At 46.2% G+C, this 22623-nt stretch carries 11 protein-coding genes; 7 read left to right on the top strand and 4 right to left on the bottom strand.

Annotation, left to right across the window (positions count from 1 at the left end):
- Window positions 1-3: 3 nt before the first annotated feature.
- From AB9P05_RS17290 to AB9P05_RS17275, 4 genes are all read right to left on the bottom strand, one after another.
- Window positions 4-3144 (bottom strand): sacsin N-terminal ATP-binding-like domain-containing protein, encoded by a 3141-nt coding sequence (locus AB9P05_RS17290; protein ID WP_371910088.1) that lies wholly within the window; start codon window positions 3142-3144, stop codon window positions 4-6.
- A gap of 18 nt (window positions 3145-3162) precedes the next feature.
- Window positions 3163-3357 carry a DUF262 domain-containing protein gene (locus tag AB9P05_RS17285; protein WP_371910087.1) on the bottom strand — a complete coding sequence of 65 codons (195 nt, stop codon included), beginning with the start codon at window positions 3355-3357 and terminating at the stop codon, window positions 3163-3165.
- A 29-nt stretch (window positions 3358-3386) separates the two neighbouring features.
- Entirely contained in the window at window positions 3387-4703 is a 1317-nt protein-coding gene (locus AB9P05_RS17280; RefSeq protein ID WP_371910086.1) for a restriction endonuclease subunit S, read from the bottom strand.
- A 718-nt stretch (window positions 4704-5421) separates the two neighbouring features.
- Window positions 5422-7755, bottom strand: coding sequence for an N-6 DNA methylase (locus AB9P05_RS17275; protein WP_371910085.1), 2334 nt, complete (start codon window positions 7753-7755; stop codon window positions 5422-5424).
- 494 nt (window positions 7756-8249) lie between these two features.
- Between AB9P05_RS17275 and AB9P05_RS17270 the strand changes: the two genes are divergently transcribed.
- The 7 genes from AB9P05_RS17270 (at window position 8250) to AB9P05_RS17240 (ending at window position 22534) form a co-directional block, all read left to right on the top strand.
- Window positions 8250-9677 carry a hypothetical protein gene (locus tag AB9P05_RS17270; protein WP_371910084.1) on the top strand — a complete coding sequence of 476 codons (1428 nt, stop codon included), beginning with the start codon at window positions 8250-8252 and terminating at the stop codon, window positions 9675-9677.
- Between the two features lie 321 nt (window positions 9678-9998).
- Window positions 9999-10637, top strand: coding sequence for a helix-turn-helix transcriptional regulator (locus AB9P05_RS17265; protein WP_371910083.1), 639 nt, complete (start codon window positions 9999-10001; stop codon window positions 10635-10637).
- Window positions 10638-11678: 1041 nt separating this feature from the next.
- The gene (locus AB9P05_RS17260; RefSeq protein ID WP_371910082.1) at window positions 11679-15080 is read left to right on the top strand and encodes an ATP-binding protein; all 3402 of its coding nucleotides are present in this window, start codon (window positions 11679-11681) and stop codon (window positions 15078-15080) included.
- 782 nt (window positions 15081-15862) lie between these two features.
- Window positions 15863-16135 carry a helix-turn-helix domain-containing protein gene (locus AB9P05_RS17255; protein ID WP_371910081.1) on the top strand — a complete coding sequence of 91 codons (273 nt, stop codon included), beginning with the start codon at window positions 15863-15865 and terminating at the stop codon, window positions 16133-16135.
- A gap of 95 nt (window positions 16136-16230) precedes the next feature.
- A complete protein-coding gene (locus tag AB9P05_RS17250) occupies window positions 16231-16647 on the top strand; it encodes a hypothetical protein (protein ID WP_371910080.1) in 417 nt (138 codons plus the stop codon).
- Between the two features lie 605 nt (window positions 16648-17252).
- Window positions 17253-18986 carry a hypothetical protein gene (locus AB9P05_RS17245; protein ID WP_371910079.1) on the top strand — a complete coding sequence of 578 codons (1734 nt, stop codon included), beginning with the start codon at window positions 17253-17255 and terminating at the stop codon, window positions 18984-18986.
- A 44-nt stretch (window positions 18987-19030) separates the two neighbouring features.
- Entirely contained in the window at window positions 19031-22534 is a 3504-nt protein-coding gene (locus tag AB9P05_RS17240) for a hypothetical protein (protein WP_371910078.1), read from the top strand.
- Window positions 22535-22623 lie beyond the last annotated feature (89 nt).

Below are 22623 nucleotides of genomic sequence, written 5' to 3'. Positions count from 1 at the left end.
TATTTAGCTTTTTTCTAAGCCTTCTTTAAGTTTATCAATAAAATCAGGCAATGAATAACCTTCATCAATTAATTTCTGGGGCACAGTTCCCCTAGAAATTTCTACCGAAAACTCCTTGTTGCTATCTTTAATTTCATATGCTTTTTCAAGAATGGAGCTTACTCGTTCTCCAATATTAGTGAGAACCCTAATTTTACCCATAATTTCGTTAAGGCTTTCTATCTTTAGCTTTTCTTCAATGGTTTTATCATTTCCACCCAAATTTATAGCACAAAGTGCATATCTGTCTTTTTCATCGTATGCTTGTCTTAGCTGATTTTTACTCATGCGTACAGAGTCGTTTGTACTCCATCGTGTTTTCACTTCTATAAAATAAAAATTCTTAGCATCTATCTTAATAATAATATCCTGACCATTCTGTACGCCATCTACTTCCACATCTGCGAGTCTCTCTGGACAAACATAATCGACCTGTAAATCAACTTCTAAACTTTCTTTTATTAATTTCTCGATATGCAACCCAATTTTTTGACTCATTCTTAGAGTATAGTCCTGTCTTTCCTTAATAAGGATTTCAGTTTCAGCTTTATTAATAAGGGTATCAATACCACCTTTCGCAATTAATTTACCTAAACCCTTTATCTGATCATGTCTTAAATTTAAGAAAGAAAATACATCATCTTTTATCCCTCCTTCAGTAATCTCAGAAAGCATAAATTCAGCCTTTTTACTATTAATTACAGGGAAAATATTTTCCAGCTCTTTATTACCGGAAAGCAACGAAATGATATTCTTTTTGTATTTCTTTTTAGAACTATCAGCTTCTATTTTTTCATCACTAAGCTCTGCTTCAATCTCACCTCCTATAGTACTACCCTTGTAGATTCTATCTTCACTATTTAGAAGTGTTACAAAGTCATCATGCAAAAGTTTACTTCTAATATTTGTGCCAACTACCTCTTCATAAAGATCCTTAATATCTTCAGAATCAGCATATCCTTTAAAAGTTGGGCATTCAACCTCTAACTCATCAAGTATACAGAAATCCCCTAATTGGTTTGGATAAACCTTAAGGTTTGCCACAGAATCACGAAGCGCCTTCTGTTCAAAAACTGTGATTAATATAAATAACAGTTGATCCTTGTAATTATTTAAAAATTCAGAATCCTCATCAGGTCGCTTACTTATATCAAGCAAAACATTTTTTATTAATCCTCTTAAGGGCACTTCATCAAACTCTATTTTATCATCGTCAGGGTTTGGCATAAATTGCTCACGGTGTTCTATATCATAAAAGTCGCAAATCAATGGCATAAGTCTACGCCGAGTGCCTTCTACCTGATCATTTGCATAGATACTACAAAAGCGTATGTAGCTATTCCTGATATTTTCAGGAAATATTTCACCAACATCATTATACTTACTGTTTAATAATTTCAGCTTTTCATAGTATGATTTTTTGTCGAAGGACTCAAAGTCAAAACCTAATACAAAATCCGGGTGAATAAATGATCTTGATTCTTCCTCTATAAGGCCATACGAAATATCTAATAACTCCCCGGGTAGTCTGGTTGCGTTTTTTAATTGCTCTTTATTATGAAAATTACCTTTTGTATTGGGAAGTAATTTATAGCTTGAAAATAACTCTATCCTTTTTTGCTCTTTAATATAACTATAAAATGCCTGAAGACCTGCCTTATCAAATGCATCAAGGTTTCCTATGCTAGCTATACGATCACATAAACCTTCAAAAGAAATAAAATCAACCTTATCATCCCAATTACATACGGTGGACGTCCATTCTTTACAAACAGATTTGACAGGTAGCCTATCTTTATAAAATTCACAAGCCAGTTTGTAAAGAGCATCAAAAGTTTCGTCATCTTCAGTAATAAGTTCCGAAGACAAAAAGACAGCCTGATTAGGACATATTCTGCCAGAGTCACAGTTAGTCTCAACAAGTGGAAGCGAAACCATTTTAGAAACCCATTGAGCCTTCAAGGTTTGGTAATACTTATCCGCAGGACTCTCATCGTCTCCAATTTCAAAATGGACCGGAGCAAAGTAAATTGGGTTGCATATTTCCGGACTGTACCTATCAAGGTATTGAAAGATTAACTGAGTAGCTTCTTCAATTACCTTTGTATTACTCTCCTCTTTTTCTTTCCTGGAAGGATTGTTAGATCGCACGTAGATACCATCACGCCTTTCTGCCGGGGCAAACCTTTTTGAATGGATTATAAAGTTAGATCCCCAATTTTGAGTACCGATTAAGGGAAAATGAATAAATAACCGGCTCAAATTATCTGAAGGTGGGGTAGCTTCCTGTAACGAGGATAAAGGAAGAGCTACAACAGTCTGTTCATCTTCAGACTTTAAAGTAAAAACACTTGTATTAGTATCAGAATCCATCTGGATTTTGGTATGCCATACCCCCTCAATATCTTCTGGAAGATTTTTAATGTATTGACGTTGGGCACCGGTATCATAAATAATTCTTACCTTTTTGAGTTTATTGTTAAATACTAACACATAAGGTATTACTTCTTCTAATGAACTTTGGGCTTTTGCTATATTTTCCTTTTCGTAATCAGATTCAGCTATATAGGTAAAGGAGGTTTGCTGACTTGGCTCTTGTTGCAGCGGCTCATCCCTAAGAATTTTATATACATTTTCTTCCTGCTCCTTAAGCTTAACTTTTAACTCATTCGAATCTGCCGCATTTCTATCTATTTCAAATTCTTTAACTTTAAAAAAGCCTTCATCTTCCAAAACAGTATCAATGATAACTTTCCGCCCAAAGCAATGGGTAGTTATGAATCCGGTTCCAAACTGCCCCACTTCATTTTCATCAACCGTTGATTTTGAGCTAACCTGTTTTATTAAGGAATTAAGTTGCTTTGGGGTAAATGGCTTTCCATTATGTGAGAATTTAAACAGTTGATTACTAAAGTCTATAATAACTTCACATTCAGTGCTTACATCACAGGCATTCTGTATCAGTTCCCATATAGCACGGTTTGCATGGCTCTCATCTAATGCCTCTAAACCTTGAATTATCTTATCTGCATTTTGCTTGGCATCCTGTTCTCTTGCCTGTTCCCTGGCTTTAGCTACTCTACTATTTTCTATTACCTCTTGCATTATTGTATTGTTAGAATGTTACTTGTTTCTACCAATGCGGTAGGCGCTTACTTTTTTGGTGCTGTGCTGCAGGATGTCGTCTATGAGTTGGGTCACGTGGTGCACCGTCCACTTGTAGGGCCTTTGGTAGTGGGGTATGCAGATGGCCTCTTTATCCAGCAGGTCTTTTACCTTAATGATGTCGGTTGTTACTTCCTTATGGTCTGTACACATATAGCCGGTTATTATTCATTTTTTGGACGCTACACCCTGATTTTGCCGGTAACCGCGGCATTGATGAGTGTGGCTTTATACTCTTTTAGTTTTTGGATTTGGGTTTCGTGTTGGGAGATGGCTTTGTCCGTTTTTGCTTTACTATCATCAAGAAACTTAACGATCTTCAATCTTTCTGACTTATCGGGAGAAATAGCAACATAGATATTTAAAACATCTTCATTACTTAAGTTTGCTTGTTTAGTACCGGAGGGTAATTGATACAATTGATTTAAATACATTTCACTATGCAATACTGAAAGAAGATATTCTGGAGATAAGTCATTTTTAGGGTTTAGCTTCCCTACCCTCTGGTTTAATAGAAAGACTTCTTCATTTTCAATTAAAATAGCAAAACCGTAATCTTTTTTACCCAAAGTCCCTGTTAGAGACATTAATATATCGCCCTTTCTTACTATCCAATCCGAATGTGTTTTCAAAAATGAATCATCTACAAAGGTAGGCTGCCTATCTAAGGCTAGCTCATTCATGTAGGTATTGGCGATTTTTATTATTTGTACACCAGACTCTTTAAATGAAGCCGAGTTAAATGCGAATCCGCCTTTCATATTTGCTAAATACTTCAACTTCTTCACCTCCCAATGCGCCGGAATCTCTCCTATCCAGTCGATGCCGCTGTGCTGCAGGGGGGCATCGGGGTTGAGGCCGCGGGTAACGGCGCGGTGGATGAGCACCTGCCTGCGCTCCTTCAGCAGGGCAATGAGCTGCTCCTTCTGCGCAATGGCCTGGTCTAGCTGCGCGACCTTCCGATCCAGAAAGTCGGCAATACGCTTTTGCTCTTCGAGGGGGGGGAGTTGAACTCTTAAATTACCAATAAACTCAGAATTGGCTCTTGGCATTTTTGATCCATATGTTGAAGAATTTACTATTGATATAAAGGAATGATTCCTCATTAAATAGTTTAAAAAACTATTATCTACATCAGATAAGGCTCTATAAACTAGAAACTCAGTAGAGCATATACCATTATTTTCAGTTAGTAATACCTTAGCCAAATATGGCCTGAGCTTCCCAAAAAGCACATCTCCTTCTTGAAACAAATTTGCTAGCCCTTCCACTTCCGATTCCGTCTCCACCAATTTGCCCGTCCAAGATTCGACATTCTCCATTCCTATATAATGAAGATCACAGTCTTTACTTAAAACCTTTTCTGATATATTATCAACTATAAACTTCATCCTCTTCACCCCCCAATGCTCCGGGATGTCTCCGAGCCATTCTACGCCGGAGTCCTGGTAGGCGGGGTAGCGGGGAGGCTGTTTTGGGGTGGTGGTGCCTATATCCATTTTTTGTATGTGCTTTTTTGGGTAGTGCATCCCCCGGGGTTTATGTTTGTGTGGCTGCAGTGCCGGGTACCAGGCAACCACCCCTGACGTAAAACACGCTGGAATGTTTTTACGTCTGTCCCCTCCTTGAAAAGGCGGGGAATTGTAGTGCTTTTGGTAATCTTCCGGTCACGTACTGTCCCCGGCAATATGCCGTGGGCGCCATGCAATGGGCCCCCATCGTCTGGCAGAGTGCTGCTATACCCGCCCCCTCCGTAACGTACACTGCTGCTATACCCGACAGTTACGGGTACGCTGGCTGATGAGGGGGGGTGCTTTAAGCTGGCCATGTGCAAGTAGACGGGGATCCCGGCATAAAGCCGGGAATGGCTCTTTAAGTTGGCATTTGCCCGGGGGTACTCTAAGCCAGCAGGGTACAGAACACCCTTGTTCCGGTCACCGATTGTCCCCGGCCCTGAGCCGGGGCCCCCATCGTCTGGCAGAGTGCTGCTATACCCGACAGTTGCGGGTACGCTGGCTGATGAGGGGGGGTGCTTTAAGCAACCAGGGTGCAGGACCCCTTCCGTCAGCCGAAGGTACTGCGGTGGTGAGGGTACTTTGCTACTTAGATTAATCATTCTATTATATGGTACTCCTGCACCGGCTGACACCCTCCCCAGGGAAGGATTTTTTTGGGAAGGAATTTTTGATATCTGTGCTATATCCATCATCTCAGCCATTAGTCCAGCGATAGGATATCTTTGATGAGGCCTTCGCTCTCCTGTTCGAGTTGGAGGATGTCTGCCGTTACTTCCTGGAGGCTGCGGAGGGGCTGGTGGCGGTAGAAGTACTTGTTGAAGCTGATTTCGTAGCCGATTTTGTGGGCGTCGCCTTTTATCCAGGCTTCGGGCACGTGGGGCAGCACTTCGCGCAGGAAGTAGGGGTATATCTCGTCTTTCAGGGGTACGTTTTCGGTGTCGCGCAGGTCGCTTTCGGTTTCGTACTCTGTGTACTCGCCCGCCTTGCCGGTGGGGTAATAGCCGTAGTGGGGCAGTTGCTCGGGGGTGCAGTCCAGTTGGGCCAGCAGCTTGTCCAGCTTTTCGCCTTTGAGCTTATGCCGCTTCTTTACCACCTTTTCGGCTTCGGGGTCGTACCAGCTTACGGCATCCAGTATCATTTTCTTTTCGCGGGCACCGAGTTTGGTCACCTCGTCCATCAGGTCGGCCAGCTTGTTGGCATCGGTAAAGAGGCCGGTGCCGAGCTTTTGCTGCATGAGGCGGGCATCCTCTACCAGTTGGCGGGGCTCCTGCCAGGTTTTGGGCAGCATCAGTTGCTTGCGCTGCTTGTTGTTCAGGTTCAGTTCCTGCTCTTCGCACCAGGCGAGCAGGGGCTGCTCCAGGCTGTCCAGGTCGGTATATACCTTTTCGCCCCAGGTGTCCCAGGCGTACTGCATGGGTTCGCGCAGGCGCTTATCGAAGTGCAGGGCCTCTATGCGCTCGTCGGTAAACTGCGCCTTCAGGCGTTTGGGCCGCTCTATGGTCACTTTGTAGTAGCCAAAGTCGGCATTGTCAAACACCTGGCTGGCTATGCCTTCTTCGCCCTGGCGCTCCACGGTGTCCATGCTGCGGTACACGTCCATGATCTCGCGGATGTGCTCGGGGGCAAACTCGCAGTTTTTGTTGCCGAGGTTTTTGCGCAGCTTGCGGTAGAGCTGGCTGGCGTCTATAAGCTGCACTTTGCCCTTGCGCGCGGCGGTTTTGTTATTGCTCAGCAGCCATATGTAGGTGGTGATGCCGGTATTGTAAAAGAGGTTATTGGGCATCTGGATGATGGCCTCGAGCCAGTCACTTTCTATAATGTAGCGGCGGATGTTGCTCTCCCCTCCCCCGGCATCGCCGGTAAAGAGGCTGCTGCCGTTGTGTACGCTGGCTATGCGCGAGCCGTAGGGGCTTATGTGGTGGGGCTTCATCTTGCTCACCATCTCCATAAGGAACAGGAGCTGGCCGTCGCTGCTGCGGGGGGTGGCGTCTTCCGTGTTTTCTTCCTGCCAGTAGTTTTTCAGGTTCACCTGAAAGCGCTGGTCTATCACGTCTTTGCCGTCTTTGATGTACTTCTGCTCGCTGCTCCAGCTTTTGCCGTAGGGCGGGTTGCTCAGCATAAAGTCGAAGTTTTTACCGGCAAATTCGTCTACGCTCAGGGTAGAGCCGTTGCGGATGTTTTCGGGGTTGTTGCCCTTGATCATCATATCGGACTTACATATGGCGTAGGTCTCGTCGTTGATCTCCTTGCCGTAGAGGTACACGGAGCCGGTGGCGCGGATCTGCCCTTCGGGGTCTTTTATAAAGTTTTGCGACTCGGTAAGCATGCCGCCGCTGCCGCAGGCGGGGTCGTATATGGTCATCACGGAGGGCAGGTTGTCCATAACGGGCTCAAATACCAGGTGGGTCATCAGGTCTATGACCTCACGGGGGGTAAAGTGCTCCCCGGCCTCCTCGTTGTTCTCTTCGTTAAACTTGCGGATGAGCTCCTCAAACACGTAGCCCATGCCCAGGTTGCTGAGGCCAGGCAGCCTGCGGCCGTCGGGGTCTTCCTTCTCATCCGGCGTCAGGTTTATGTAGGGGCTGTTAAACTTCTCCACCACGTCCAGCAGCACGTCTTTATTGGCCATGTGCCGCACTTGGGCGCGCAGGTGAAACTTGTCTATGATCTCCTTTACGTTATCGCTAAAGCCGTTGAGGTAGGTGGTAAAGTTGGCCTCGAGCAACTGCTGGTTGTTGGTAGCCGTAGTCTGCAGCCGCTTCAGGGTCCACTCGCTGGTATTGTAAAATACGTAGCCCGTATGGTCTTTCATGGTTTCGGTGGTGATGACGTCCATCATGTCATTCTCCCGGTGAAAGGCGACTTCCTCCAGCACCTCCTGCTTGGTAGGCTCCAGCAGGGCATCCAGCCTGCGCAGCACCACCATGGGCAGTATCACATCACGGTACTTACCGCGCACGTAAACGTCTCGCAGGCAGTCATCTGCAATAGACCAGATAAAAGAAACAAGTTTATTATGTACAGCGTGATCCATGTAAAGGCGTATTTTCCAACGTCAATAATAATGATTTTAATTGTTAATGGTGAATTGTCAATTGTTAATTGGGGGGGGCTAATTGTAATGGTTAATGGTGAATTAGTAGGGCCTGTAGGGGGATCCCGATGGGGCATTGATATGTGTCCGGCTGGCGACTGGCAGAATATTCTGACTGTAGAGACACGATTAATCGCGTCTCTACGGTGGCGGGTGGCAGAATTCCCGGACAAGTGAAATGCGATCCGGTTCTGGGTTGAAAATCCGACTACTGGCGGACCCGTTAGCTGTTGGCAGGGTGTACAATTGTCAATGGTAATGCATGGTGCAGCCATATCCATTTTTATCAATCCCTGAATGGCACCTACTCCCGGACCGACGCAGGAGGAGCCGGGATCTCTTTCGTATAGCAGATAGCCCCTGTCTATTGCCCCTGTCCTTTTCTTTTTGTACATTATGAGTACAATAAATTCTCATAATCAAATACTTACAATATGAAGTACTCACTATGGATATTGATAATAGTCCTTTTTGCGAGTTCGTGCAAACCATATAAGGCTACAGTAAGCCGAGAGACGGATAACAAATACAACGAATTACGGACAGTTACGCCTACCTGGGAATACCAAAAACCAGGTGGCCAGTGGGTTTTACCTTTAATTGCTACAGGAGGGGCAGCCTATTACGGCTATTTAAATGACATCACTATCGATGAAGAAACATATGTAGAATGGGAGAGTGCTGGCATACACGCACTCGGTGGATTACTTGCCGGCGCCCTGGTAAATGCTATCATCTTCCCGAAACCCAAGTTTGGACAACGAAAGCAGTTTGAAAGATCAGACACGGACAAATGGCTGGCAAGCTATAACAAGTCGCTAAACCGTCAATATGAATTGAAAGAAGCTACCCGCAATACGCTTGTCCTCGTCCCGACAGATGTATTGGTAAACCTAAGGAAAAACTACCGCACTCTATTACAGGATTTACAGAAAGATAATCCTAAAACCACCTACGAAGAACTACAGGACTGGAAACGCGAGCTAAATGGCCGGTATACGGTTCTGCCGCCCCAAGAGATTAACCAAGTCAGAAACGCCATCGAAAACAATGAAAAACGAATAGCCAGTGCCCAAATACTCAGGCAGGCGGAAGCGCTGAAAGACCTGCCGGATACGTATGAGTCTTTGGGGTATGTGACTTCCTTTAAAAAGGATTTTCACGCGATAGCTTTCGTATTAGATCAATCGCTTATAAGCAACACCGAATCAATAATTGATGAAAAAATTAATAGGATATTAAGAAACAGTATTCCTGATGAACTAACTAGAATAGAACAACTCCCTTATGAAGTGCACGAAATAAACTCATACTATAGAGAGTATAACAGCCAATACTTTGAAGTAGCCAGATATGATTTAGCTAAACAAGGTTATCAAAAATTAAAAGATAAAAAAACTCAGGCAGTATATTCAATAGCAAGTCAATTAATCAAGCAAATAAATAATACAGAAAGCCTCAAAAATCTATCAATCTTAGAAAACACCTACCTCACAACCACTAACCCATCTCCTAAAATAAGCGATATACAACAGCTTATTGATCTAAAGAGATCTGAGATATTAGAACGTCAAGAACCAACTACGTGGTGGGGTATTATAGAAAGTAATTTATTTTTTAAAACCACCTTTTGCCTTGTTAAAGCATACCTAACTTTTAACTCTTTTGTATTCATTTCCGCGCTTGAAGCATTTGGAGGGAAGAAAAACTTTACTGCTGAAGAATTCGCAAATGGTTTTATAAAATACCTTCAAGATAATCACATTTCTAATCAAGCCATAAATGATTTCATTAATGCAATTGGTGGTATTCAATGCCTATATAATGCCATGTTAGAGTTAAATTCTAGAAGTGGGTATTAAAAAATCAAGTTTAAATTCCGGCCCCAACTACCACAAGATTAACCTCGTACGGAATTGGCCGTAGTTGTCATTTCAGTCAAGTTATACTTAACAGATTTAAGCTGTTTATTAATTCCACGAAAACAAGTACAGCCATATCATCATTGTGACAGGCCTCTAACATTCGGCTGAGAAAAACGACCCCAGACAAAAGGGCGTAGTACCCCTAAGCAACAGCCCAGGCATATACTGATAATAACTTCTACGCATATAATTTGAAAAATCAGGGTGCTCATGCGACATTGCTTATATATTCTTTAACCGAACCTTTACCCAAAGAACATGAACGCAGTACACTACCCCAGCTTATTCAAATACGCACGCCAGAGTATGGGCCTGAACCAGAGGGAGATGGCTGAGCGCCTGCGGGTACACCAAAGCACAATAAGTAAGATAGAAAGCGGCAGGCACTGTCCGCACCGGGGTACCATGATGGGCCTGGCGCGCCTGACGGGCCTCTCCGTGCAGGTACTTAAGGAAAGGGCAGCAAGCCATACCCGACAGCAGGAATCAAACAGAACGGGCAGGGCCAATCGCCCGGCTATCAGGTACAAACCTACCGACCTGCAGGTGGCGCGTTTTCGCCAAAGTGAGCTATGTAACAAGCTGAAAACGACCCTGTACCTGAAAGAAAAAGCCCTGCAAAAGCTACAGGCTCAACGCTACATGCACGACCTGGCAGAGGAAAACGCACTGCAAACACTCAGGGAAGCTCAAGAAGTGACCGCGCACCTGCAACGTACGCAGGCCCCACCCGCCCTGCTGGCCACAGCCCTCAAAACAGGACAGGATGCCGCCAGCCACCTGGCACTACTCCGCAAAAAAGCGATACGAATACCTACAGGCTACAAAATATTGCTAATGGAGGCTGACATAAAACAGCTAAAAGCGCGAGTAGAGGTGTTAATGGTTAATGGTTAATGGTTAATGGTTAATGGTTAATGGTTAATGGTTAATGGTTAATGGTTAATGGTTAATGGTTAATGGTTAATGGTTAATGGGGAGGTTGCGACTGGCGAAATTGTTTTAAAAACACCCAAAAAAATTCCTCTCCTGCCAGGAGAGGTGGCCGCGGGTAGACAGAATGGACCTGATATAATGATCCGCAATGCAGGCTGACCAATAAACTACCACTCTTCCCCCGCGGACGGAGAGGTTGCCACCGCCTGGCACTAATGCAAATTCCTATGATGCTAATTGCCTTCCCGGGAGAGGATGCTGCGTGCCTACGGCACTTAGGGGTGCTTTGGCTTGATTAGACTACAAAGACTACGTCCCGATGGGACTGGAATAGATTTAATGTCAGCAGATGAGAGCTTTTTAGAGTGGGCACGGCCCACCACGTAGGCCGACTTATGCTCCAAGTCATCCAATAGCCTGTATTAGCTGCTCAGTTGTTAGCTCCTTGGGGGAGCGCGGCCTGCAAGACTGTTCAGTTGCAAACTAAACTTAAATTATAGGTCCAATCCACTCAGGAGGAGATACACTTGGCTAATCTGGAACCAGTTAAATTAAAGTAATTTGTGTGCTTAGCTTGACGGCTATGCGCTGTAGGGTGAGATGAAGGGGCTGTGCCACGATAAGAAAAATGCAATACCTTTGTGTGGTATATGCTGAGTAGGCCTGCCCCCCAGCGAGGATGGACTCAAGCTATACTCATAGCGAAGGAGTAGCGAAGCAGAACCGTCGTAGAAGCGAAGGAGGAGAGAGATGGATAGGGTGAAAGGCAGGTGTAAAATACCCTGGTAGCCAAATGCCCGATGTAGTAAAAGTACAAAAAATAAGGAAATGTAAAAGTGTCTGACTGGCGGGGGTAATGGCTAAGGGGGGAATTATGAGCTCGTAGAGACGCGATTATTCGCGTCTTGCTGACGGATGCCAGGTGGGCCGTGGTAGTGAGTCGATGAGAAATTTTTCCAAAAAATGATATATTGAAAAGGATATATACTGATAACAATAGGAATGGGAGAATACGCTCGAATAAAAGAAGAACTTGCGGGAAGAATTGACGATCACGAAAATGAAGAAATTAACATACCTAAAATACTAAGTGGGTTGGTGGATGACCTGGAGCAAAGGGCGCGAAACCACCTGAAGAGAATTACAAACGTACTTCCGGAATTTGATATTCACGATGAGCGACACAGCGAAAAGGTAATAGCCAATATAGCGGACTTGCTTACCGATAATAATATAAAGAAGCTATCTGCCTACGAGCTTTTTCACCTGCATATGTCCGCCTTCTTTCATGACTGTGCCATGGCCCCCTCTGACTGGGAGATCGAAACAATGAAATTGACCGAAGGGACGGAAGACTATAGGGTACATGAGAATTCTATTGCTAACGACCTGAAGGAGGCCTTTAAACGATCACAGGCCGTAAAGTTTATCAAGGATAATAAGGAGAAAATTTATGGTGCCTTTGATGGGGACGTAAAAAAATGGATGTTTTCTCCGGCTACGGAAAAGGATCTTATTGAATACCTCTCCGGGATGCTCATCGAATACCAGGAGTTCCGGAATGGCTTTGCCGAAGAACTACGCAGGGTAGAGAATGAAAAAGCTTTTGATAGCCTGAATAACTACATCAGAACCGATTATATCAGGGCCACGCACCACCTGCGTATAGAAGCCTACGTCCATAACCTGGAAGATAAATTTGCTGAGGCCTTCCCCCAGGAAACATGGGGGAAGCAACTCGCCAAACACCTGGCCGTTGTGTGCCGGTCACACGGTGAAGATATAGCGTATGTGCAGGACCTGAAGCAGGCTGTGCAGTACTATGGTACCGAACAGACGAACCTGCAGCTTATGGGCATGCTGCTCAGGTTGGGCGATATCATCCATTTTAGCTTTGACCGCGCACCGGTAGAGCTGCGCGCCTCCCGTAAGTTTAAATCCGGTTACAGCCAACTGCAGTGGGCCATTAAAGACAATGGGGTCAATTACTCTATCGAAAACGGTACGGTTACGTTCCGGGCCTATTGTGAAGAGCCCAAGCTGTATTTTAACCTGCACCAGTACCTGGACTGGGTAGAGCTTGAGATACAAAACTACTACAAGCTGGAAAGGCAGTGGAGTAACAAGTATAAAGCCTCCATACCTAACCTGGAGGAGAAGGTAGACCGGAGTAATATAAACCATGATGAAAATGAGTTTCTGCCGAAGCGGGGGCTGAGCTTTACGCTAAACCAGAAAAGGATTATAGAGCTGCTGATGGGAGTGGGCCTGTATAAAGATAAGTTTGCCTGCCTGCGTGAGCTATACCAGAACTCTCTGGATGCCTGCCGCTGCATGATTGCAGAGGCTAAAACGTTGGAGCTGGAAGCCAAAGGCACTATTGAATTCGGTCTGGAACATACTGATGACGGCACCTACCTGTATTGTCTGGATAATGGTATTGGCATGACCAAAGATATTATCGAAAACTATTTATTACGAATCGGTAACTCCTACTATAAGTCTCCGGACTTTTATAAAAAGCAAGCCAACTGGGACGGGGCCTTCACACCTACTTCTCAGTTTGGCATCGGCATTTTGTCCTGTTTTATGATAGGCGACAGAATAGAGATAACGACTAAAACCCGTACAGGAGAGCATATCTCCTGTGTGATAGATGGGCCTCATGAAAATTTTTATTACCGCAAAGCCAGGGAGGAAGACAAAGAGCTATTGAAGAGCTCAGGAACGATCATTAAAATAAGAATTGATACTAATAGTATAGACATCCATGACGAACAGCTAGAACACCCTGTTCTGATAAACCTATTCCCACCCGGTTATCATGTATTTAGTGATGAAGAGGTTGGAATATTCTCTGGTATTGAGAATAATATTCACCACATCGTTCAGAGTTTCATCAAAATCATTTCTCCCAACCTTATTGTTCAAACAAAAACCAAAAATGGCAATCAAATCAAGATAAATAGCAACCCAGGCCTCCCAACTAAAGATGAACTGGCATTTATACAAGAAAATAATATTGATATATCTGTCTTTTTAGAAAGGGTTCAGGGAATTAACAATCTAACACTTACTAATAATCCAAATATCGGTTACACAGCTTATACCAGAAAGATTAATCACGGATCAGTAGATTTTCATATGTGCATTGGGTTACCCCTACCAGGCACCGATGCACGGGAAGTTTTAAACTTCCAAAAATTATTTTATAGAAACTATAAACTCTGTGTAGACGGGGTTGATATCGATACAGGGGAGTATGTTGGTCATACTGATTACTACGAATTCCTTACTTCTATGGGAGTGATCAATTTCATTGGTGAAAATAAGCCTCCTATTAGTGTAGATAGGGCAACCATAACAAAATTACCAGATGAGTTTCATGATATTTTTAAAGAAATAAGTAATGAGGTAATTAAAATCATTATCGATATTTCATTAGATCACATAAGGAATAACGAGTTTACAGTTGATGAGGAGCACAATCTATGGAAAATTGTAGCAGAGAAACTTTTATTTGATAGGATGAACATGGTCTCTCATTTAGCCACTTCAGGTTTTGGTGATTATTATTGGCCCGCTTTGACAAATGAATTAGGTGAGAATTTAACTGTAAAAGAAATTGTAGCACGCGATGATTTACACATAAAAAATCACGCAAACAAGCCGTATGATTTTATTACTGGAAGTATAATACTCTATAAGGCCTTAAAATCACAAAGAATAGTAATAAGGGACTATAACAGCTTATCACTTTACTCTAGCAACAACGAACTACCTGATTTACCGGTAGAGGCTTTTAAATATGACTTCTATTACTCAATGTTTATCGCATGCGAACTTGATAAGCCTTACTCAGAATTTGATATAATTAGTAAACTCTATGGGTATGTTTCTCTAAGCTTGTTTGATTATGTAAGAGCAGACCATAAGGAGGGAGTAGTTAAATTAAGTGAAAGGCATATTGACAGCACCTTTTTATATGAGTTGAATGCTTCATCAATTCATCCTGATTATAACATTAACCGAAACTATGGATCGCCAGAGTTCTATACTTTTTCGCGTACACCTAATACAATTAATTTATCTAGAATTTTATCAAAGACTAACATAATGGTATTAGTTTTTGTGCCCGCAACCGAAATAGACAACCCCCATCTAACTCAACTTAATCATATAAAAATAAACGACCCTGTTTATTACGAAGGCATAATGACAGGCTGGAGCATACTTATAACAGGGATGAAAAAAGATAACCATGTCTTTCTCCCCGGCCTACGAACGCGCGCAGAGCTTGTAGCCGAGCTATCTGATGAGTTTTGGGAGGCGTACGCTAATGAAACGTTTACTTTTACGGATGGCACGCCAATGGTAAAGGGTATGGGGGCTAATCCGGAGTAGATAATAACAGTATGTCTGCAGGCCATATCTTACTGCTAGTTAGCCCCTCGGTGGGGCTGTTCAGTTACAAACTGAACGTATTTGTGGGTCCGAGATACGCTATCGCTAATCTCGAACCAGCAACAGTTTAGGTACGTGTCCGGCTGTTTGCACAAGGCAAGACTGTAGAGACGCATTGATACGCGTCTGGCCGGCTACTGGCAGGCTGATTTGGCTCAGGATTTTTATTTGATGTTAGGATAGCCAGGATTTATTAATGCTTTCGTGGAAAACCTAGCTTAATGCGGTATCCGGTCACCGGCTATCCCCGGTTTAGACGTAGAAAAATACCTTGGGCGCCATGCAATGGGCGCCATGCAGTGGTCCTTATCGGAAGAGAGTGAAGCAATTATTCATCATGCCCCTTTCAGAAGAAATGAAATCCTCGCGATAGTGAGGGCCAGCAGAGTGCAGCAAAAAAAGCCCCGGAGGGGGCAAAATCTCTGTAGAACAAAGATTGCGTACAAGGTTAAGCACAGAAGGCACGACACAATATAGGTAAACCCGGTATCTGGCAGAAGACTGGCTACCCGTCACGTGCGTTTACGGTCTGCATGCCTTTCCCATCTTTTTTCCCGGAAACTCAAAAAAACTTTCGTGCATAAAATGACTATAAGTTATTTTAATTCAACTTTTAACAAAAAAACCCGATTTTTTTCGGGTATTTTTTTAATATAATTAGTCAACCCTTGGGTTTTTCTGCTGTCTTTACCTCGAAAACCAATAGAAAAAGAGGTTACCAAATGACAAGAAAGAAAACCCCCTACGCAGTAACTTTCCGGTATGGAAGGAAGCTAATACCAAAAAACCAGCGTGAGATGGCGGCTCTTATGGGCTGCAACCAATCAACGATCAGCCGTATAGAACGCGGGCAGATTATACCACGCCAGGACTTACTGGCTAAACTCTCGGAGCTAACCGGCGAACCTGTAGATGTATTGGTGCAAAAAAGCGTCAGTGCGATAAGGGCCTATGCGCCCTCCTATACCTGCGGCCTTATAAGTCAGGTGGCTTAGTGCCTCATACCACATACATAAGACTTTGTCCTGTAGTGGCTGTGGGGACGTTAAATATGCACGGCCTGATACCTAACTAAATATATTATATTATTATGACCAATTTTCAAGAATTAGGACCGGAAGACACCTCCTATCTGCAAAACAAGTGGAATACGGAGATCACAGAACTCACCAATGACCGCTATGTGCTTATAGACCGGCTAAATAACCGGGTGACGCGACAGGAGCTGGACCTGCAGGAGCTGAATAAGCTAAAGGTGGACCTGGAGGATGCTAAACTGCTGGCGGAATTCCTGGTGCAAAGCGGTGCCAGCCAGTCTATGATAGACAAGCAGCAAGTGAGGATCACCGAACTGGAGCAGGAGATACAGACGAAGAAGACGACCAAAAGGGTGCTTACCAAGGCTGATATAGCCATTGAAGAACTGGAGATAGACGAGCTCGCTAACCGGGTTCAGCTTCGCCAGGACCGCCTGGGTCTGTTAGGCGCTCTTGAAAACGCCGCCTAAGCCTCCGCATAACCTGAACATGAGAAAAAAGCCGCCCCCCGGGGTGGCTTTTTTTGTTTATGCCCGTGGCCTTCGTCACGCCGCCCTGCCTCATTACACCAGCCCACCGCTACAAGGCGCCATAAATCGCGCCACTACAGATTCCCACTCCCCACCTTTTCCATTATTCTGTTACTCAATCATTCTATCATTCCCCTCATTCACCCATTCAAAATTAACTTCTCGCCATCCGCCACAAGATGCGATGAATCGCGCCTCTACAGGTCACATTTTCCACCATTCTATTATTCTATTACTCAATCATTATCGCATTCCCCCCATTAACCACCCCTCTACCGATTACCTACACTCTATTATTCTGTTACTCAATTATTCTGTTACTCTATTATTCACTCATCAACCCCTGTCACCCAATTGCCACCCACCATTTGCAGGCCTCTGCTTGTTTTTTGACTGTAAAATAGCCTGTTTTCCCACAGGAAAAGTAAAGGCGTGCGTCACCCTGTTCCCGGTCAGGTTTTCCTCACAGTGATGGCCAACCGCCAGGACCTTTTCCCTATTCATTGATCACCTGTTTATTAAAAGAAAAATTCAACCTGCTTATTATGAGTGCATCAAATTCCAACCTGTCTAATCCCAAGTACAGCTTCGATATGGTGGTGGCTGCCACCCAGGCCTCTGTGAATGCCACCATGGAAGAGTGGCTCAGCAGGCACCACGGCAAGCCCTATTCCCAGGCCTATGTGTACAACCCCACCCCCTCCCAGGGAGCTTCCAATGTAGCCCCTATAGGCTTTGATAAGCTGCAGGAGACCGTCGGCTTCGACCCTTTCGACATCCCCAACGGCACCGCCACTACCGATGAGCGTATACAGAAGCTTATGGAGCAGAAGTTTATGTTTGCCTTTCAGGTAGAAGTAGGCCTGCCCGACTTTCCCTTGTCCGACATCCCCCCCGTTATCAGCTTCAATAAAGAAGGGTCCTATGTCACCTACAACATGGTATGCGGCACCTTTAAGATCATTGCCCTGCAGGCCGGCCTCTACAACCAGTCTACCTGGCTGAACCTCGACCAGGACGAGGGCGATAAGCCGTGGGTATTCAGCTTTACGGTAGACCTGAACCTGGATAAGGACGACATCAACAGCCACTTTCATAACCTGCCCGTAAGCACCCAGCAGAAAATACAGAGCATGGGCAAAGACATGTTCAGCATCCGCCAGCTATACCTGGACCTGAACACCGCCGGGCTGGCCGACTCAGTCAAAATCACCAATCTGGAGACTACCTCCCAGGCCTACGTACAGCTCACCACCGTGTTTCTCAATGCCTACCTCGCCGAAATGCAGAAAGAAGGCGGCGTGATGCTGGGCTATACCGTGGTTGCCGACAGCCACAAGGACAAGTCCTCCCTTGTGCCTACCAACATGAACTTTGAGATCTGTTCCTATAAAGACCAGAAAAACAAAGCCACCGCCGACTACGAGGCCTACACGCTCAACTACCTGATCATGTCCGAAAACAAGGCCATGCCCGCGCCGGTACAGTTTCCGTGGAACTGGGTGGATAAGCAAAACACCGCACAGTATGCGGGCGTCATGGCCATAAACCGCAGCACCTTCATCAGCTACCTGCATGACCTGCTCTCCCCCACCCTCTCAGCCATATCCTACAAGGTAAAGCCCCACTATCATGTAAACTGCGTGAAAGGATCTATGAGTGCCAGCTTTGAGCAGGACACAGCTAAGCATGAGTACATGGTGGTGAGTGGCGGCAAAGACCATGTGCTTACCTACTCCTACAAAAACAGCAATACCTCCAGCGACTCCCAGTACTGCGGGGTCTTTGAGAACTGGGGCAACTTCGGGCTCACCTACCAGGCCACCTCAGATGTATACCTGCAGGGTACCCAGATTAAAGTACTCACCCTGGTAGACATGAAGATGCACGTAAATGTGGAAGGCGGCGTGAGCGAAGGCCACTGGGCCAAATTCCTGGCCACCACCATCTACACCGTAGGCGTGGATACAGACGGTAAGCTCTCCGTAAAGCGGCACATGAGCGAGACAGAGGACAAATCCTCATCAGTGAAGATAAACGGCTGGTCTAAGTTCATGTCTGCAGGCATCATAGAAAATGCCATCAACTCTACCAAAGACCAGGTAAAGAGCTGGATGAAAGGCGTCATACAGGATGACAGCAAGAAGATCGCCCGTATGCTGAACGGGGCAGGCAGCTGGGTATTTCCAGGTGGAAAGACCTTCTCCTATACCAATGCCCAGTTCTCTGACAACCAGGACCTCGTGTGCAATATCCTCTACAAACAGCCCGAAGTCTAAAGCCTGTTTCCTCTTAAAATCCTCTCACCCCATTACCTTATCCCATGGCTCATACACTTACCTACTCTACCGAACTTATGGACAACTACCTCAGTGCCGAGGTAGTGTCCCCCCAGCAGAAGTTCAACGCCCTGCAAACAGCAGACGGCCACGCCCTCCTCTTCTCCATCAGCACAGAAGGGCGGTTTTACGTATTTGCACAACTGCCCGGCCATGCCACCGGATGGGAGCGCTACGACCTGGCCAGCGGGCTGTTCGACCATTTTGAAAAGAAAAAGATCAAGGTGCAGGCAAAGACCTTCGCCGTGGCCGAAAACATCGCCACAGGAAAAATAGACCTCGCCCTGGCACTCACCCTTAACGGCAGCGACCACCTGTACCTCTCCCTCGGCAATGACAATACCACCGGAGCCATCGTACCCGGTAATGTGGAATGGAAGGAAATGAGCTACGATGACCCCGACCACAAAGGCATCACACTCGACATTACCTCCCTGTACATTTCTGAAAGAAGCCGGGAAGAATATATAGTGGCCGATATCTCCCGCTCTACCTTTAAGAAACCTTCCGGCTTTATAAACCGGTACCACATAGACCCGACCAGGAGCACAGGCAGGGGCTGGAACAATATGGTAGTGGGGGGCGACCTGGAGCCCGGCATCAATAGCGTGCTGGGCCGCATGCATTACGAGCGCGTGGACGGCACCTATAACCTGGGTAAGATAAACGGCAAAACAGAGCTGATCTACGCACCCCTGTACAACCCCTTTTCCAGAAGTGCACCTCCCACCATATCCACCTTTAAGGTACCGAAAGGTGCCACAGCGATAGACACCGCCTTTGTGGGCAAAAATACCGCCCTTTTCGTAGCCGGAGACAAGGCCCTCTACTACTACGCCGCGGATAAGCAGGAGAACGGGGCCAGCGGCAGCCTGGTGATGAGGAGCGACTTCTTTGTAGGGGTGACCAAGCTCTTTGCCTATGCCACCACCGATACCTTTATCGTATGGGGAATAAACCGCGCCAACCAGGTATTTTACACCACATGCGCCATAAGCCAGGTGTACGACAGCAGCGCTTGGAGTACCCCCCTGCCCCTCATCAGCGGTGTGGACCAGGTGTCACCCTATGTAAATAAGGCCGATAACGGCAACGTTTTCTTCGCTGCCGCCGGAGATGAGCTCTTTAAGATGGTGCAGTCCCCGGAGACCACCATCTGGAAGAAATCACACGTGCAACTGGACACTGAGCAGGCGAAAACCAGGAAGTTCAACTCATACACCACCCGCATACAGCTTGCCGATGAGCAGGGACAGATGCTGGCCGGCCAGGAGCTCTACCTGAGCACCACCACACGCACCCCCTTTTACATCAACCACCTGTACTATGTGCTGGACAAAACCCCCATACCCGTACAAACAGATGTGCAGGGCAGCGTGACACTCATAGAGATGGTGCACGATATCAACGGCGCAGAGATCATAGTATCCGAAAAGGGAGGCAAGCAACTTACCATTACCCCCTCTGAGAAGCCCTTCCAAAAAGCCGTGTCGCTGGACTCAAAGGACAAGCTTAAGGGCGCACAGGTAGAAAAGCCTGACGGTAGCAAAGAAGCCCTGGTCACAGACCACAGTAAGCTGGACCAACTGGCAGAGGCCAATCAGGCCCTCGCCAAAGCCCACAAACAGGTAACCGGTACCACTACCCAAAAGACCGAAACCAAAAACGACGAAAAAACCGGAAAAGCCGTCGCAATAGTAAGAGCAGGCGACCTGTTTGGCTTCCTGGACACCGGCGTGGGGCATACCCTGGCCGTGCAGCATGATCCTGCCACCTCGGTGTGGAAGGCGGTGGTCGCCATAGGAGACTGGGTCTATCACGCCGTGCTGGATACAGTCGATGCCATATATTCAGCCCTAAAGTGGGTGTACCATGCCATAGGCGTGGATAAGCTGTTGGAGTTTCTTAGCTTCTTCTTTGACTGGGACGACATAAAGCGTACCAAGAAGGTGTACAAAAACATGATCATGTGCTTTCTTAAGCACGAGATAGCCCATATAGGTACCTACCGCAAGGAATTTGACAGTAAGGTAAATGGCATGCTGGACAAACTGGACGGCTGGGCAGGCATCACCGATGACTTCCGCATCGGCAATGAAGACAAGGCAAGTCCCGCTGCCCACTCCAGTCCCCAGGGCCATGACAGTGCCCCCGGCAATATGCTCATGCACCACTATAATAATAATGGCCGCCATACTAAGGAGCTCGAAAAGACAGACTCAAACCCCGTAGAGGGCATATTCAAGGCCCTGATCACTGCCCTGGAAAATGAAGGCAAGGTATTTGAAGACACCCTCCTGCAGCTATACAAGCTTGCCCCCGAGGTGCCCGGTATGCCTATCCTGGACCTGGTAAAAAGAATAGTAGGCATAGTAGCAGGCGACCTCATCAAGAGCGCCCAGATACTCATAGATGCCTTCCTGGATATACTGGAAAATGTGGCCGACCTGCTGCTCAGGATCATGGATACCAAGATCCATATACCTGTGGTGAGCGACATACTCGAGCTTATTGGCATCAAAGACTTCTCGATCATGGATGTCTTCTGCTACATAGCCGCAGTGCCCGCCACCCTCGCCTATAAGGGCAGGTACAAAAAGGCACCCTTCCCCAATGATAAGTACACCAGGTTTCTTATCAATGCCCCGGACTATAACACCATACGTAAGGCATTTGCCAACTCCATACCCGGCAGCGGCATACAGGACATCACCTCCACCCACACCTCTTCCTCACTGGATGCCCTCTGGTCAGGCGGCCATATGGCCTCCCTGTCCTCAGCAGGCTTTACCTCTGTCAATACCTCCGCACGCACCATCGTAGGCATGGCCGACAGTAGCTCGGAATATGATGACGGCATCATCACCATGCCCGTCTCCATGGCATACTCCATCTACGTTACAGGGTACATGATCTCCGGCTTCTGCTCCTTCATTCTGGCCGCCGTCAGCAGTTTTGAGGCCATGGAGCCCGAACCGGATAATCCTTATTCCAAAGTAAATATGGTACTGAGCGGGCTGCTCGTCTCCGGCAGCGGCATTGCCGCGGTGCTTGTGCCCCGCTGCGACATAAAAAATGAGGCCATCAAATGGGTGCACCGTTCCCTGATCGTGTGCAAGGCCATGGTAAAAGGCGTCTTTAGCGGCCTGGGACAGACTACTGTTACCAAATTAAAGCTCACAAAGCTTCAGGTAGATGACCGCCGCGCCGTGGGAGCTGTGGTAGGCAGTGTCATCTCCATGCTCTCTATGACCTGCTCCATATGGCACTTTGTAGAGCTGTCATCTGCAGAAGAAAGTAATGACAAGACGGCCGCCATACTGGAGGAGACCACCAACCTGGTAGATGACGTCAAAAACCTGTGCTATGCCATAGCCGTCAACGACCCCGAGCCCACTACAAAAACAGTTGCCATAGGCGTAATGGCCACCGCCTGCGTGGTCAACTTCGGCCTCTACACCGCCGTCGCCTCCGTGGAAGGGATATGATGTAATGGATAATGGTGAGTGGTTAAGGGTTGTCAATCCCTGAATAGCACTACTCCCCGTCGCATGACGGGCGCCATGCAATGGGGCCC

Source organism: Roseivirga sp. BDSF3-8 (genome assembly GCF_041449215.1).
GTDB lineage: Bacteria > Bacteroidota > Bacteroidia > Cytophagales > Cyclobacteriaceae > JBGNFV01.
Note: the sequence above shows the minus strand (reverse complement) of the source record. Positions and strands in the feature narration are given on the sequence as shown.

Bases quoted from the DNA above. Each gene is read 5' to 3' on its own strand.
- AB9P05_RS17270 (WP_371910084.1), top strand. From the start codon at position 8,250: ATGAAGTACTCACTATGGATATTGATAATAGTCCTTTTTGCGAGTTCG.
- AB9P05_RS17290 (WP_371910088.1), bottom strand. From the start codon at position 3,144: ATGCAAGAGGTAATAGAAAATAGTAGAGTAGCTAAAGCCAGGGAACAG.
- AB9P05_RS17280 (WP_371910086.1), bottom strand. From the start codon at position 4,703: ATGGATATAGGCACCACCACCCCAAAACAGCCTCCCCGCTACCCCGCC.
- AB9P05_RS17250 (WP_371910080.1), top strand. From the start codon at position 16,231: ATGACCAATTTTCAAGAATTAGGACCGGAAGACACCTCCTATCTGCAA.
- AB9P05_RS17260 (WP_371910082.1), top strand. From the start codon at position 11,679: ATGGGAGAATACGCTCGAATAAAAGAAGAACTTGCGGGAAGAATTGAC.
- AB9P05_RS17245 (WP_371910079.1), top strand. From the start codon at position 17,253: ATGAGTGCATCAAATTCCAACCTGTCTAATCCCAAGTACAGCTTCGAT.
- AB9P05_RS17240 (WP_371910078.1), top strand. From the start codon at position 19,031: ATGGCTCATACACTTACCTACTCTACCGAACTTATGGACAACTACCTC.
- AB9P05_RS17265 (WP_371910083.1), top strand. From the start codon at position 9,999: ATGAACGCAGTACACTACCCCAGCTTATTCAAATACGCACGCCAGAGT.
- AB9P05_RS17285 (WP_371910087.1), bottom strand. From the start codon at position 3,357: ATGTGTACAGACCATAAGGAAGTAACAACCGACATCATTAAGGTAAAA.
- AB9P05_RS17275 (WP_371910085.1), bottom strand. From the start codon at position 7,755: ATGGATCACGCTGTACATAATAAACTTGTTTCTTTTATCTGGTCTATT.
- AB9P05_RS17255 (WP_371910081.1), top strand. From the start codon at position 15,863: ATGACAAGAAAGAAAACCCCCTACGCAGTAACTTTCCGGTATGGAAGG.